We start from the raw sequence: 14810 nt of genomic DNA, 5'->3' as shown, positions 1-14810 counted from the left end.
TAATGAGCGACCAGCCAGATGCATTGATCTACCTTTTCGGCACGCCACGTGTGGAATCGTCTGCGGGGCGACGCGTGGAAATCAGCAGCAAGAAAGCCATCGCCCTTCTGGCGACACTGGCCAAGGCAGACCGGTTCGAGCGCTCGCGCACTTGGCTTCAACGGGTCCTGTGGGGCTCGCGCGCGCAGAAGCAGGCGCAAAGCAGCCTGCGCCGGGAATTGTCAAACCTGCGTGCCGTTTTCGCGCGGGCCGGGCTGGACGTTCTCCGGTCCGATAACCGGATAGTAAGCCTCGACGAAACCCGTGTGCATGTCGATGTGTCCGACGAGCATGGCAGGGGTGGCAAGCTGCAATTCTGTGAGGGCCTCGATCTTGCCAGCGAGGAGGAATTCGAGGAGTGGCTGCGAGATATGCGGCTGCATTTCGACCGGGAAACATACGACCGCCCGCGCAGCGTCCAGCGTGTGGAACCGGTTTCGGACCGATCTGCATTGCCGCCTTACATCGCGGTCGTACCACCTACGGCAGCAGGGCATGATGCGGCCGCCGCGATGATGGCGCGCTCGATCGGTGACGGCCTGTCTGTTGCTCTTACGCGAATGCGGTGGCTTCCGATCGTATCGGGTGACGGCGAGAGCGACCGGCAAACACCTGCTTGCCGGTATCTGCTGGAAACGAATATCATTCCGTCGGAAGGCGAAATGCGGGCGACATTCTCGTTCCTCGAAATGCCCGGGCGGATCATCCGCTGGACGGACACGCGGACCATCAGTCCGCAGGACCCTGCCTCGGCGGCGGACGAGATCGCCCGGACCGCCAATTGCGTGGGGGCGTCTTTCGATGTTTGTGAACAACGCCATTTCGACACCTCTGCCTCCGGCGCGATCGACAGTGTGAACGAGGAACTCTGGCGTATCAGGTTCCACATCAACCAGTTCAATCGGGAATCCTTCGCCAAGGCGCGGATTCTGATCGATCAGGGAATGCGCAAAACGCCGGAAAGCGGCGAGTTGCTGATGCCCCAGGCTAATCTGGAACTGTGGCAACACTGGGTCGACTGCGCCAAGGCTACTATCTTCAGGGCCCTAGCGGTCCTGATCCGCGCCGCAATGCGCGCCGACCCGCTGGATGCGCGCGGCCCGCTATTCAATGGCATACTGGAAACATGGCAGCGACGATCCGGCTCTGCACGGACTCATCTGGAGCAGGCTTGCACGCTCGATCCCGGGTTGGGACAGGCCTATGTCCATTTGGGATCGACCTATTATCTGGCGGGCGATCCCGAACCGGCGATTGACTTGCTGAAGCACGCGCTTTTCCTGACCCCGCTCGATCCGAAACGTTTCCTGGCACTCGGTGCGCTTGGCACGAGTTACTGGATGCTGGGACGCTACGAGGAAAGCCTGGCGACAGCCCAGACGATACAGGCAACCCATCCCGGCTATGTCCTCGCCCACGCTCTGGAAACGGCATCGCTGGCCGCGATGGGCCGGACAGGCGAAGCGCGGGAGGTCCGGGCGGAACTGATCGATCGCAAGCCGAACCTGTATCGCGGAATGCTGCAATGGATGCCGTTCGTCGACCGCGGCTGGATTGCGAAGCTGCGCCAAGCTGTGGAGTTCGACCGTATCATCCCATCCGGCGAACAGCTGGCGCGGTGTAGCTGAGGTCTGCGGCAGCAGAACGGGCTCAACCTTATCTCGGCGGCATCCGGATCGCGCCGTCGAGGCGGAACTGGTGGCCGTTTATGTAGGTGTTGCGCGCGATCTCCACGATCAGGCTGGCAAATTCCTCCGGTTCGCCGAGCCGCTTGGGGAAGGAGACGCTGGCATTGAGCTGGTCCCACATTTGCGGATTGCGGTCCTTCATCCCCAGCATCAGCGGCGTTGCGAAGATGCCCGGCATGACGCTGTTCACGCGGATGCCCACATCCATCAGGTCGCGCGCCATGGGCAGGACGAGGCCGTTCACCCCGCTCTTGCAGCTGCCATAGATCACCTGGCCGATCTGGCCGTCCTGTGCCGCGACGCTGGCGGTCAGGACGATGGCCCCGCGCTCGCCGTCATCGTTAAGCGGATCGCTGTTCGCCATGCCGAGCGCCGAATGGCTGGCGATGCGGTAGCTGGAGACGAGGATGCCTTCCGCGCCATAGGCATAGTCTTCGGTAGAGAGCCGCTTGTACCGCCCGTTCTCCTTGTCCCAGCCCAGCGTCTTGCCCCGGCGGCTGGTCATGGCGCAGTGGATCGTGACCCGTTCCTGCCCGTGCGCGCTGCGGGCCGCGGCGAAGCCGTCCTCCACCGATGCCTCGTCCGTGATGTCGACGTGATGGAACGTGCCGCCGATCTCCTCGGCGCAAGTCGGGCCTTTCTCGGTATCGATGTCGAAAATGGCGACCTTCAGCCCCTCTGCGGCCAGTGCCCGGGCGCTGGCGAGGCCCAGGCCCGACGCGCCGCCGGTCACTACCGCACCTAGTCCATCTTCAAGTTTCACGAGGCTCTCTCCTTATTGACTGTCATAACGCTGTAGCCGTGATAGGCTGATGTCAAACGACCCATTCGACAGGATCTTCGAGACGATGAACGCTTTCTCCAATACCAGCCGCCGCCGGTTCCTCGCCGCGACGGGCAGCGCGTTCGCTGCCCTTTCCGCCAGCGGGTGCAGCACCGCACCCGCGCCGCAGATCGCGCGCGCCGGCAATCCGGGGCGCGGGGCGACCGGTTACGGTCCGCTGGTGAAGGACCCGGCGGGCATGCTCGATCTGCCGGAAGGCTTCTCCTACCGCGTGCTTTCGCGGCTGGGCAACGCCATGTCGGATGGCGGCGCCGTGCCGGACAAGGCGGACGGCATGGGCTGCCTCGATCTCGGAAATGGCAGGATCGCGCTGGTGCGCAACCACGAACTCATCCCGACCGACGATGCGGGCGGCACGCTGGCACATGGATACGGCACGCGGGACGGGGCCATCGTTCCCGGCGGGACGACCACCATCGTGCTGGATGCGGAAACGCTTGCCGTCGAACAGGAATATCGCAGTCTGGCGGGCACGATCCGGAACTGTTCGGGCGGGGTGACCCCGTGGGGCAGCTGGCTGACCTGCGAGGAAGCGCCGACCGGGCCTGGCCAGCGCTTTGGCGAAGGGCTGGCGAAGAACCATGGCTGGGTGTTCGAAGTCCCCGCCGCTGCGGGCCGGCAGGTGGAGGCGGTGCCGCTGACCGCCATGGGCCGCTTCAACCACGAGGCCGCCTGCGTCGATCCGCGCTCGGGCATCGTCTACCTGACGGAGGACCGGGACGACTCGGTCCTTTATCGCTTCCTGCCGAAAGAGCCCGGCAATCTGGCTGCCGGTGGACGCCTGCAGTTCATGGTTGCTACCGATGGCACGCGCGACAGCCGCAACTGGGATGGCAGCGCCATGCAGGTCGGCGTATCGAAGGCCGTGCGCTGGATCGATATCGACAATGTCGAAGCGCCGGAGGACGACCTCCGCATGCGTGCCGCGGCCGAGGGCGGTGTCCTGATCGCGCGCGGCGAAGGTATCCACATGGGCGAGGACGAATTCTACGTCTGCTCGACCAGCGGCGGGGCGAAGAAGCTGGGGCAGGTGTTCCGCATCCGGCCCGGCTATGACGGCGCGGACAACCGGTTCGAGCTGTTCTTCGAAAGCGAAAGCGAAGAGCAGTTCAATTACGGCGACAACCTGACCATCGCCCCGTTCGGCGACCTGATCGTGTGCGAGGACCAGTATACAGATCCGGTCAACAATTACCTGCGCGGCATTACGCCCGAAGGTGTGGCCTATCCCTTCGGCCGGCTGAACATGCAGACCGAACTGGCGGGCGGCTGTTTCTCCCCCGATGGCAAGTGGTTCTTCGTCAATGCCTACAGTCCCACGGTGACGGTGGCGATCACCGGCCCCTGGGTCTGAGGAGGCAGGGGCGGGGGCTGCAAACAGGCTCCCGTTTCCCGGCGCGACGATGTCCGGTTTCCTGTTCGCCTTCGTCGCCGCGCTGCTGATCGGGCAGGGCGCGCGTGACCAGCTGCTGGTGGCGCAGATGGCCGCGCGGGCGAGGACCACGATTCTAGCGGCAGGATGGGCCGCAGCCGCAGCCTCGGCCGTGGTCATGGCATTCGCCGGGGCCAGTATCGCGGGCATCCTGCCGACATCGGGCCGCCGGATGCTGGTCGCGTTCTCGTTGATCGCAGCGGCAGTGGAACTGGCGTGGCCCAATCGGGACACCGCTGCGGCGGAGCCGACACGATCCGTCTTCGCCGCCTTCCTCGTCCTGTGCCTGAGACAGTTCGGCGATGCCTCGCGCTTCATCATTTTCGCACTCGCCGCCGCTACCGCGATACCTGCTCTTGTGGCGCTGGGCGGCGCGCTGGGCGGCGTGGCGGCCATCACGCTGGGCTGGCTAGCCGGGGAGCGGCTGGAAAAAACCGTGCCTTTACGGGCGCTTCGCCTCGCACTGGCAGCGGCGACATTGGTGGCCGGGGTTGTAATCGGATTATCCGCACGCGGACTAATACTTTAATCGACTATATCGATTGCTCTGAATGCGACTTCGCCGGAAACCCGCGGGGGCTTTCGCGCATTACCAATGCGAAACCCAAAACAATCCGGAGGCAAGACATATGGCAGACGCAGGCGACAATTCGAAACGGGCACTGGTTGACGAACTGAACGGGCTCCTGGCCGATCATTTCGCTCTCTACATCAAGACCAAGAATTTCCACTGGCACGTTGCAGGACCGCGTTTCCGCGACCTGCACCTGCTGTTCGACGAGCAGGCCGTGGAAATCCGCGACCAGATCGACGACATTGGCGAACGCGTACGCAAGAACGACATGATGACGCTGACTTCGGTCGGCTCCGTCGCAAAGCATACGCAGGTCAAGGACCAGGACGACGTGACCCTGACGCCCGATGCGATGGTCACCGAACTGCGCGACGACAACGCCGCGCTGGTCAAACGCCTGAAGGGCATGAAGGAACTGGCCGAGAAGGCTGGCGATAATGCTACCGACGGCTTGCTCGACGACTGGACCGACATGGCGGAAGAGCGGGTCTGGTTCCTCAGCCAGACGCTGAAGTAAGGTCCTTCGCGAAATACGAATGCGACAGGCCGCGTCCGGGGATGCCCGGGCGCGGCCTTTGCGTTAGAATGCGCCCATGCAGAACCTTACCATCAACGAAAACGCAAAGCCCGGCGACATTGCCGACTGGCTTGAGGCCCGGCTTTTAAAAGCCCTGGCCAATGCCGACGGGCCCGTTCCGATCGCCGTGCCCGGCGGGTCGACACCCTTCCCGATCATGGAGGAACTGGTCCGCCGTTCGCTCGATTGGCAGCGCATCGTGGTCTGGCCGGGCGACGACCGGATCGTGCCGGAGGATCACGCTGCCTCCAACACCGGCAAGCTGCGTGCCCTGTTCGAGCCTGCAGGGGCGGAGGTCGCGGCTCTGACCGTCATGGAAAAGATCCCGCATTTCGCGCTGTGCTGGCTCGGCATGGGCGGCGATGGGCATATCGCCTCGCTGTTTCCCAACACTGATCCGCAGGTGGATGCCCCGCAAAAGATCGTGCGACTGACGCCCGACCCGCTGCCGCCCGAGGCTCCGTTCGATCGCATCTCCCTGACGATACCGGCGCTGCTGGACAGCGACGACATCCTGTTCACGCTCGGCGGCAACGCCGACAAGGCTCGTATCTTCGGCGCCGCAGCGAAGGGAGAGAACGACCTGCCGGTGGCCCGCCTGCTGGGCGCGGCGGCGCAGGACGTTACGTGCTTTACCTGATCCAGTCCCTGGTCCCGCGGCCCCTGCACCGTGCGGCATTGAAGGGCGCGCACAGGGTCCGCCATCGCTGGCGGCTCTGGCGCAAGGTGCAACTGGATGGGGTGTCGGTGATCCTGCGCAGCCGTGCGGGAGAGATATTGCTGGTCCGGCACGCTTACGGACCGCAGGTCTGGACTCTGCCGGGCGGCGGGATGAAACGCGGGGAAGAGCCGGTCGAGACCGCACGGCGCGAAATGCAGGAAGAACTCGGTGCCGTGCTGGTCGATGCGCGCTATCTGGGCTTCGTGGACGAGACGCTGTCGGGCTCTCCCCACCGCGCCCATGTCGTCATCGCTGGACTGGATGCACCGCCGGCCGCCGACCGGCGCGAGATCGAAAGCGCAGCATTCTTCGCCCTGGACGCCCTCCCGCAGCCGCTCAGCACGCTTGCGGCGACCCGAATCGCCCTGCTGGGGCAGGCTGGGGCTGGAACAGGTTCGCGCTAGAACAGGGCCAACTGGCCGGTCTTCCCATCGCGGCGGCGCGATTCCTCGTCTCCGTCGCGCTCCAGGTTCGACAGGGTGAGGCCCATCAGCCGGATCGGGCGGGGAAGGGGGATTTCCTCCTCCAGCAATTCGCGTCCCAGCCGGGCGAAAGTGTCCTTGTCCTCCACCAGCTGGCTGACCGACTGGGCGCGCGTGTGCAGCGTGAAATCGTTGTATTTCAGTTTCAGCGTCACGGTCTTGCCCTTTGCCTGCGCCCGCTCGATCCTCTCCCACACGATGTCGACGATGCGTTCCAGCGTCTCCCGCAGGGGGTCCGCTTCGTGGATGTCCTCGCTGAAGGTCCGCTCCCCGCCGACGGATTTGCGCAGGCGGTTCGATCGCACGGGGCGCAGGTCCACGCCGCGTGCGGCACGGAACAGGTAATCGCCGAAGCTCCCGAAATGCTGGCGCAGCCATGCGCGGTCCTTCGCGGCGATGTCCGCGCCTGTCTCCAGGCCCAGCCGCTTGCACTTCTCCTCCGCCTTCGGGCCGATGCCGTGGAAGCGGCGGACGGGCAGCGACTGGACAAAGGCCTCGCCCTCGCCGGGGCGGATGACGCAGATGCCGTCGGGCTTGTTCTGGTCGCTCGCCAGCTTGGCCAGGAACTTGTTGTAGCTGACCCCGGCGCTGGCCGTCAGGTCCGTCTCCTCCCGGATGCGCTTGCGGATGGCCTGCGCGGTGGCGGTGGCAGAGCCCATGCCCTGCAGGTCTTCAGTGATGTCGAGATAGGCCTCGTCGAGGCTGAGCGGTTCGACGAGCGGTGTGTAGAAACGGAAGATCTCGCGGATCTGCTGGCTCGCCTCGCGGTAGGCATCGAAGCGCGACTTCACGAATACGAGGTCGGGACATAGGCGTTTCGCGGTGATGGAGGGCATGGCGCTGCGCACGCCGAACTGCCGCGCCTCGTAACTGGCCGCCGCGACCACGCCGCGCCCGCTGGACCCGCCGACGGCCACGGGCTTCCCCCGCAATTCGGGATTGTCGCGCTGTTCGACGCTGGCGAAGAAGGCGTCCATGTCGACATGGACAATCTTGCGCAGGCCATCGGCTTCGCTGTCGACTTCGCCCTTGGGGTCGCCCTCGCGGTTCTGTTCGCCCGTTTCGTCCACGCCTTCCTATCTAGGGAGCGGGCTGCGGCAGGGGAACCATTTCGCCGATTTGCGAATTCTTCGCACATGCAACAAAACGGGTGGTCAAGGGGCGATGCGGTCGCCAAGGAAACAGTCATGGCGCGCGACAACACCCCAGCCCCTGCCATGCAGGCGATCCGGAAAGCCATCGGCGAGACCGAGCTCATATGGATGATGGCCATGCTGATGGCGCTGCAGGCCTTCGGGATCGACGCCATACTGCCCGCGCTCGACGAGATTGCGGCCGATTTCGGCGGCCTTGGAAACGAACGGCAATTCGTCGTCGGCGCCTATCTGCTGGCCGCAGGGGCGGGCGCACTGGTGCCCGGCGCGCTGGCCGACCGGTTCGGGCGGCGTCCGGTCCTGCTGACCTCCATCGCGATCTACATCGTGCTGTCGCTCGCCAGTGCCTTCGCCAACGTGTTCGAAGTGCTGGTGGGCATTCGCGCAGCGCAGGGCTTTCTCGGCGCAGGGATCGTGGCACTGCCGCCCGCCATCATCCGCGACCGGGTGGGCGGGGACAAGATGGCCCGCATGATGAGCCTCATCTTCGTCATCTTCCTGCTGACGCCCGCAGTTGCGCCCAGCATCGGGCAGGCAATCCTGCTGCTGGGCGACTGGCACCTGATCTTCCTCGCCATGGCGCTGCAGGGCTGCCTGATCTTCGCATGGGTCTGGTTCCGCCTGCCGGAATCGCTGGCGGAGGAGAACCGCCAGCCCATCCGCCCGTCCGTCATCGGCGGCAACATGAAGCGCGCGATCGGCCTGCGGCAGGCCATCGGATACATCTTCGGCAGCGCGCTGGTGTTCGGCGCCCTGTTCGGGTTCATCAATTCCAGCCAGCAATTGATCGGAGAGACCTTCGGCGCGAGCGACAGCTTCCCGCTGATCTTCGGGCTGTGCGCCGGGTCCATGGCCGTCACCAACTGGTCGAACTCCCGCATCGTCGAACGCTTCGGTGCGCGCCGGGTCAGCCATACGGCGCTGTTCGCCTTTGTCGGCATTGCCGCGCTGCAGGTATTCTTCGCGTTCCAGCCGGAGCAGTCGCTGTGGCAATTCGTGCCCTTGATGGCGGCAAACATGGCGCTGCTGGGCTTCATCGGGACCAATTTCGGATCGATCGCGATGAACCCCTTCTTCGACATCGCAGGCGCGGCCAGTTCGGTCCATGCCAGCTTGCGCCTGACGACCGGCGCGGTGCTGGGGTCGCTGATCGGCTATCTCTACGACGGGACGGCGAGGCCATTAGCGCTCGCGCTGCTGGCCGCAGGCCTGACCAGCCTGGCGCTGGTACTGTTCAGCGAGCGGGGACGCCTGTTCGGCCCGCCGCAGGAAGAAATGCAGCGCCCCGACTAACGCTCGCTGTCCAGCCGCCGCCACGCGAGCTGCGCAAATTCGCACAATAGCGGGCGGGTATCGCGCGGGTCGATGATGTTCTCGACATTGAACCGCTCGGCGCTGCGGAAGGGGCTGCTGACCTTGCCCAGGCGTTCGCGGATGGCTTCCAGTTCCGCCTCCGGGTCGTCCGATGCTTCCAGTTCCGACTTGTAGGCGACCTCGATCCCGCCCGCGATGGGCAGGCTGCCCCAGTCACCCGACGGCCAGCAATAGCGGTACTGGTGGCGGTCGGCATTGCTCATCGCGCTGCCCGCAATGCCATAGGCGCGGCGCATGACCACGGTGGCGAGCGGCACGCTGGCGCGGTAGACCGCGTTCATCGCCTGCACCCCGTAGCGGATCGTGCCAGCCATTTCGGCCTCGCGCCCGATCATGAAGCCCGGATTGTCGACCATGTGGATGATCGGCAGGCGGAACTGGTCGGCCAGCTTCACGAAGCGCTCGACCTTCTCTGACGTCTTGGCATCCCACGATCCGCCCAGGTAGCTGGGGTCGCTGGCCAGCACGGCGACCGGCCACCCGTCCAGCCGGGCAAGCGCGGTGATGCAGGCCCGGCCCCAGTGGCGCCCGATTTCGAACACGGTGCCGGAATCGAACACCATGTCGAGGCATCGGCGCATGGAATAGACCTGCTTCTCCTCGCGCGGGACGAGGTTCAGCAGCGCTTCCTCGCGCCGGTCCGCCGGGTCGCCTGTGTCGATGCGGGCTGCGGCCTGGCCGACATATTCTGGCATGAAGGACAGGAAATGCCGCGCCCGGGCGAAGGCTTCGGCTTCGCTTGCAACCTCGTCGTCGACCACGCCGTTGCGGGTATGGATTCCGCTGCCGCCGAGGTCTTCCTTGGCATCGGCATAGCTGGCGGACTCGCTTTTCCACGCATCGCCCATGCCATCGACCACGGCGGGACCGGCGGCGAAGATCTGGCTCAGCCCCTTGACCATGACCGAGTAATGGCTGGCGACCGTGCGCGCCGCGCCAAGGCCTGCCGTCGGGCCCAGCGCCAGCGCCACCACGGGCACGCTGTCGAGATTCTGCACCACTTCGCCCCAGCCGGGCACGGCGGGGATGTAGGTCGCGCCGATCTGTTCCAGCGTCTTCACGCTGCCGCCGCCGCCCGTGCCGTCGATCATGCGGATGATCGGCAGTTTCAGCTCGTGCGCCATGCGCTCGGCCTGCACCATCTTGCGGGAAATCCCGGCATCCGCCGCACCGCCGCGAATGGTGAAATCGTCGGCGGTCGCAACGACGGGGCGGCCGTTCACCAGCGCCTTGCCGAACAGGAAGGGGGCAGGGGTGACGCCCGCCAAGTCGCCATTGTCGTCATACGCGCCCTTGCCCGCAATCTTGCCGATTTCGCGGAAACTGCCGTCATCGACCAGTGCGGACAGGCGCGCTCGGGCATCCATCTTGCCCCGGCCATGCTGGCGCGCGACCTTTTCCTCGCCGCCCATTTCCTCCGCAAGCGCCTCGCGGCGGCGCAGTTCGCCAAGTTCGCGTGCCCAGCTCACGGAAGCGGAGCGCCCCGTGCAGCGGTGAACACCGCGTACCACTCTTCGCGCGACCACTGGAGGTCCCAGACCTTTGCCGCGGCTTCGATGCGGCCCGCGTTCTGGGAGCCGATGATGGGGATGATGCCGGCGGGATGCGCCATCAGCCAGCTATAGGCCGCGACAGTGCGGTCGACGCCGCGTTCCTCGCCCCAGTCGGCCAGCGCGCGGGCGACCGAATGCTCCCGGTCCCCTTCGGGGCGCATCAGCCGTCCTCCGCCCAGCGGAGACCACGCGAGCGGGGTGAGGCCCAGCCGCATGGCCTGGTCCATCTCGCCATTGTCGATGGCATCGATCCGCAGGGGGCTGATTTCCGGCTGGGTCGTGGCGAGCGGCGTGCCGAGCAGGGCGGACAGCGTCTCGATCTGGTGGACGGTGAAGTTCGACACACCGACCGCGCCGACCTTCCCGCTGGCCAGTGCAGCGTCGAGGAAGCCCGCCAGTTCCTGCGGATGGGTCAGGATATCGGGACGATGTATCTGGTACAGCTCGACCCGCTCGACCTGCAGCCGCTTCAGCGAGGCGTCGAGCGCGCTGTCCATGTAGCTGCGCGACTGGTCGTAGGGCAGCGGCGGCATGATGCCGCCCTTGGTCGCCAGTACGATGCGGCTGCCAAGGTTAGGCTCGCTGGCGAAAACCTCTCCCAGCATGACCTCCGCATCGCCGAAGCCGTTTTTGCCGTCGAAGCCGTAGATGTCGGCGGTGTCGAACAGGTCGATCCCGGCATCGAGCGCGGCATGGGCGAGCCGTGCGAGGCTCGGCACGCCGTCGTCGATATCGGTTGTGCGCCACATCCCCCACGCGATGGTGGAGGCTTCAATGCCAGAAGCGCCAAGCGCGCGGCGGCGGGGCGGGGTGGGGAGAGTGCTCATTCTTCGTCTGGCTCCACGATTGCGAGGACCGCCTCGACCTGCACTTGACCGCCTGTCGCAGCGGAAAGCTCGGTCACGGTCCCGTCGAACGGCGCGGTGAGCGCGTGTTCCATCTTCATCGCCTCGAGCACCATCAACCGCTGACCCGCGGTGACCGCATCGCCCTCGGCCACATCGACCGCGATGACCTTGCCCGGCATGGGGGCGAGGATAGCGCCGTCGGCGGCGGAGGCTGCTCCGCCCGCGTCATAGCGATACGGTTTAAACACGCGCGTCTCGCCCTTTAACCGAACAAGTATTCCTTGCGGAATTTCTTCGGTCCATCCCGTTTCATCCGGTTCGACGTCATATCGATCAGAACCGTCTGTCATCACCAACGAGAAGGGACGCTTCGATGAGTTTAGCCGTAGTCCGGATGGCTGTTGCCATATAGGCAGTCTAGCAAGAGCCTCCTCGTCATAGAGTTGGGGGTCTCGCTTCCCTCGCATAAACTCAAAATAGGCGGCATTTGCGGCGAGTTCTCTGGAGTCGTCTTCGGAAGCGAGCAGACCGTCGCCCTTTTCCGCAATCAATCCTGTATCAAGCTGGCCCGACCGAACATCAGGGTCTGACAGCAATCGATGCAAGAATGCCGCGTTTGTCTTTACTGGCCACGAAATGACACGCGCGCAGTCACTCGCAAGTTCCTGCAAAGCGGTCGACCGATCAGTCCGATGCACAATTATCTTGGCGATCATCGGATCATAGAATGGTGTGATCTCACCGTCTTTCTCAACCCCAGTATCGACCCGGTTTGGGCTTCTCGGTGTCGATCGAGGTAAATGGAATTGTTCAAGCGGCCCCGTGCTCGGCAAGAAACCCTTAGCCGGGTCCTCGGCATAGAGACGCGCCTCTATAGCCCAGCCGTTGATGCTCAGCGCTTCTTGCTTGAGCGGGATCGGCTCCCCACTCGCAACCCGCAGCTGCCATTCCACCAGGTCCACCCCAGTGATCTCCTCGGTCACCGGGTGTTCCACCTGCAGCCGGGTGTTCATTTCCATGAAGAAGATGCGGTCGGCGCGCAGGCCCCCGCTGGCGTCGGCGATGAATTCGATCGTGCCTGCGCCCTCGTAATCGACGGCCTTGGCGGCGCGTAAGGCGGCGGCGCAGATTTCCTCGCGCGTGGCCTCGTCCATGCCGGGGGCGGGGGCTTCCTCGATCACCTTCTGGTGGCGGCGCTGGAGCGAGCAATCGCGTTCGAACAGGTGGACGACATTGCCGTGGGCATCGCCGAACACCTGCACCTCGATATGGCGGGGCGAGGTGATCCACTTTTCCAGCAGGACTTCGTCATTGGAGAAGCTGGCCTTGGCCTCGCGCCGGCAGCTTTCGAGGCTTGCTTCGAAGTCCGCCGCCGCATCGACCTTGCGCATCCCCTTGCCCCCGCCGCCCGCGACTGCCTTGATCAGCACGGGATAGCCGATGGCGTCCGCTTCTTCCTTTAGACGCTCGACGGACTGGTCCTCGCCCTCGTAGCCCGGCGTGACGGGCACGCCCGCCTCGCGCATCAGCTTCTTGGCGGCATCCTTCAGGCCCATCGCCTCGATGCTGGACGGCTTGGGGCCGACCCAGATAAGCCCTGCGTCGATGACGGCCTGCGCGAAGCCCGCATTTTCAGACAGGAACCCGTAGCCCGGATGGATCGCCTCGGCGCCTGTCTCCTTCGCCGCTGCGATGATCTTCTCTCCGACAAGATAGCTCTCGGCAGCGGGGGACGGGCCGATATGCACCGCCTCATCGGCGGAGCGCACGTGCAGCGCCTTGGCGTCGGCATCGGAATAGACCGCGACCGTGGCGATCCCCATGGCGCGCGCGGTGCGGATGATGCGGCAGGCGATCTCGCCGCGGTTGGCGATCAGGAGTTTTGCAATCATGGCGACGGGATTAGTCCGCGTGCCCGCCCTTGGCCAGTCCTGTTACCAGCCCCGGATCGGCTGCAGATCGGGCCGCGTATATTCCGGCCAGTCGCGCGGCGGGACGGGGCGGTTGACCACCGCTTCGCCAAAGCCCGCAATAACATGGCCGATCTTCGCCATGCGCGAGACCCGAACACGGTTGTTCCACGCCAATTGCCCCTGGCGGCGCACCTTGCGACCGATCGCGCCATAGATGCGCGCGGCGGAATAGATCGCCCAGCGGTTACGGAACCGCAGGCGCTGCGCCCCGCAGCGTGCTGCCTGCTCGTAGATTTCCATCAGGCCGACCAGCCGCGCGCTGACCGCGGCGAGGGCAAAGCGGTTCTCCGGCGCGGCGTGCCGGCCCGGCTCCAGATCCGCCTCCGCCAGCCATTCGGCGGGCAGGTAACAGCGCCCGGCCTCCGCATCCTCCACGATGTCGCGCGCGATATTGGACAGCTGGAACGCAATGCCCAGATCGCAGGCGCGGTCGTAGACGAAGCTGTCGTCTGGTGCGTTCATTACCCGCGCCATCATGACGCCGACCGCGCCCGCAACATGGTAGCAATAACGCAGCACGTCCTTTTCCGTGCGCGGCTGGAAATCGCCCGCATCCATCGCGAAACCGGCAATTACGTCGTCGGTCATGTCCTTGGACAAGCCGGTTTCGGCGGCAACCTGCCCCAGCGCGTCGAAGGCCGGATCGGCGGTCGGCTGGCCTTCGAGGGCGCGGCGGGTAAGGACGCGCACGGCCTGTACACGGTCTTCGATCCCGGCCTGGTCGCCCAGCTGGCCGCCCATGTCCTGCCCGTCGGCCAGGTCATCGCAGCGGCGGCACCATGCGTAGAGCAGCCACACCCTCTCGCGCGTCGTCTTGTCGAACAGCGAGGACGCCATCGCGAAGCTGTGCGAACCTTCGGAAATGGCCTCATGCGCCTTTTCCACCAGCGCATCGCGGTTCCTGCCGCCGCCTGCGGCAACGGGGGCGACTTTCAGGTCACTGAGGAGACGGCGGTTCTGGCTCAAAGATCGTCGGCTTTCATGCGGAATATCGGCGTATGTGGCTCATAATCGGCCATTGCGTCCAGTAGCTGTGGCAGGGTTTCCCTAGCAATCAGTATACCCTGGTGCGCGGGCCGCACGAAACCGACCTCCGCCATGCGCCGGTTGAAGGCGATCAGGTCGTCGTAGAAGCCGAAGGCGTTGAGCAGGCCGACCGGTTTTGTGTGATAGCCGAGCTGCGCCCAGCTCATCGCTTCCCACAATTCGTCCATCGTGCCGACGCCGCCGGGAATGGTCACGAACCCGTCACTGAGGTCGGTGAAGCGCTGCTTGCGCTCGTGCATTCCGCCGACCGTATAAAGTTCGGTGCAATCGCGATTGGCGACTTCGCTGCCCGCCAGCGCTTCGGGAATGACGCCGATGACCTCGCCGCCCGCGTCCAGCGCGCTGTTGGCAACCGCGCCCATGAGGCCGAGCCTGCCGCCGCCATAGACGACGCCGATGCCGCGCTCAGCCAGGCCTGCACCGACATTGCGGGCCAGTTCCATGTAACGCGGGTCGTCCGGCGTGGCGGAACCGCAATAGACGGCGAGGCGCTGCATCGGATTG

The 14810-nt window shown here is 65.2% G+C and carries 14 protein-coding genes; 7 read left to right on the top strand and 7 right to left on the bottom strand.

What is annotated here, in order from left to right:
* Positions 1–2: 2 nt before the first annotated feature.
* The gene (locus tag ACGHJ7_RS08525) at positions 3–1667 is read left to right on the top strand and encodes a hypothetical protein (RefSeq protein WP_390476355.1); all 1665 of its coding nucleotides are present in this window, start codon (positions 3–5) and stop codon (positions 1665–1667) included.
* 28 nt (positions 1668–1695) lie between these two features.
* On the opposite strand, the gene ACGHJ7_RS08520 is transcribed toward ACGHJ7_RS08525, so the two are convergent.
* Entirely contained in the window at positions 1696–2490 is a 795-nt protein-coding gene (locus ACGHJ7_RS08520; protein WP_390476353.1) for an SDR family oxidoreductase, read from the bottom strand.
* 49 nt (positions 2491–2539) lie between these two features.
* Here ACGHJ7_RS08520 and ACGHJ7_RS08515 point away from each other — a divergent pair, with 49 nt between their 5' ends.
* From ACGHJ7_RS08515 to ACGHJ7_RS08495, 5 genes are all read left to right on the top strand, one after another.
* Entirely contained in the window at positions 2540–3925 is a 1386-nt protein-coding gene (locus tag ACGHJ7_RS08515) for an alkaline phosphatase PhoX (protein ID WP_390476352.1), read from the top strand.
* A gap of 49 nt (positions 3926–3974) precedes the next feature.
* Positions 3975–4532: a TMEM165/GDT1 family protein gene (locus ACGHJ7_RS08510; RefSeq protein WP_390476350.1), complete on the top strand. Its 558-nt coding sequence runs from the start codon at positions 3975–3977 to the stop codon at positions 4530–4532.
* Between the two features lie 100 nt (positions 4533–4632).
* On the top strand, positions 4633–5094 hold the full coding sequence (locus ACGHJ7_RS08505; RefSeq protein ID WP_390476348.1) for a Dps family protein: 462 nt from the start codon (positions 4633–4635) through the stop codon (positions 5092–5094).
* Between the two features lie 76 nt (positions 5095–5170).
* Positions 5171–5794 (top strand): 6-phosphogluconolactonase, encoded by a 624-nt coding sequence (locus ACGHJ7_RS08500; RefSeq protein WP_390476346.1) that lies wholly within the window; start codon positions 5171–5173, stop codon positions 5792–5794.
* Positions 5782–6279: an NUDIX domain-containing protein gene (locus ACGHJ7_RS08495; protein WP_390476344.1), complete on the top strand. Its 498-nt coding sequence runs from the start codon at positions 5782–5784 to the stop codon at positions 6277–6279. Before ACGHJ7_RS08500 ends, ACGHJ7_RS08495 begins: the two co-directional genes overlap by 13 nt.
* Here the strand turns inward: ACGHJ7_RS08495 and dinB are convergent.
* A complete protein-coding gene (dinB, locus tag ACGHJ7_RS08490; RefSeq protein ID WP_390476342.1) occupies positions 6276–7427 on the bottom strand; it encodes a DNA polymerase IV in 1152 nt (383 codons plus the stop codon). The two genes, ACGHJ7_RS08495 and dinB, sit on opposite strands and share 4 nt — an antisense overlap.
* A 117-nt stretch (positions 7428–7544) precedes the next feature.
* Between dinB and ACGHJ7_RS08485 the strand changes: the two genes are divergently transcribed.
* A complete protein-coding gene (locus ACGHJ7_RS08485) occupies positions 7545–8804 on the top strand; it encodes a multidrug effflux MFS transporter (RefSeq protein WP_390476341.1) in 1260 nt (419 codons plus the stop codon).
* Here the strand turns inward: ACGHJ7_RS08485 and ACGHJ7_RS08480 are convergent.
* From ACGHJ7_RS08480 to ACGHJ7_RS08460, 5 genes are read right to left on the bottom strand one after another with little or no spacing between them, the layout of a single operon-like run.
* The gene (locus ACGHJ7_RS08480; RefSeq protein WP_390476339.1) at positions 8801–10354 is read right to left on the bottom strand and encodes an acyl-CoA carboxylase subunit beta; all 1554 of its coding nucleotides are present in this window, start codon (positions 10352–10354) and stop codon (positions 8801–8803) included. The genes ACGHJ7_RS08485 and ACGHJ7_RS08480 overlap by 4 nt on opposite strands.
* On the bottom strand, positions 10351–11265 hold the full coding sequence (locus ACGHJ7_RS08475; protein WP_390476337.1) for an aldo/keto reductase family oxidoreductase: 915 nt from the start codon (positions 11263–11265) through the stop codon (positions 10351–10353). The genes ACGHJ7_RS08480 and ACGHJ7_RS08475 overlap by 4 nt, the downstream gene beginning before the upstream one ends.
* A complete protein-coding gene (locus tag ACGHJ7_RS08470) occupies positions 11262–13178 on the bottom strand; it encodes an acetyl/propionyl/methylcrotonyl-CoA carboxylase subunit alpha (RefSeq protein ID WP_390476335.1) in 1917 nt (638 codons plus the stop codon). The genes ACGHJ7_RS08475 and ACGHJ7_RS08470 overlap by 4 nt, the downstream gene beginning before the upstream one ends.
* Before the next feature lie 42 nt (positions 13179–13220).
* Positions 13221–14225, bottom strand: coding sequence for a phytoene/squalene synthase family protein (locus tag ACGHJ7_RS08465; protein ID WP_390476333.1), 1005 nt, complete (start codon positions 14223–14225; stop codon positions 13221–13223).
* On the bottom strand, positions 14222–14803 hold the full coding sequence (locus ACGHJ7_RS08460; protein ID WP_390476613.1) for a TIGR00730 family Rossman fold protein: 582 nt from the start codon (positions 14801–14803) through the stop codon (positions 14222–14224). The genes ACGHJ7_RS08465 and ACGHJ7_RS08460 overlap by 4 nt, the downstream gene beginning before the upstream one ends.
* Between the last annotated feature and the right edge of the window lie 7 nt (positions 14804–14810).

The sequence above is a fragment of the Altererythrobacter sp. MTPC7 genome (assembly GCF_042851395.1).
Taxonomy (GTDB): Bacteria; Pseudomonadota; Alphaproteobacteria; order Sphingomonadales; family Sphingomonadaceae; genus CAJXSN01.
Note: the sequence above shows the minus strand (reverse complement) of the source record. Positions and strands in the feature narration are given on the sequence as shown.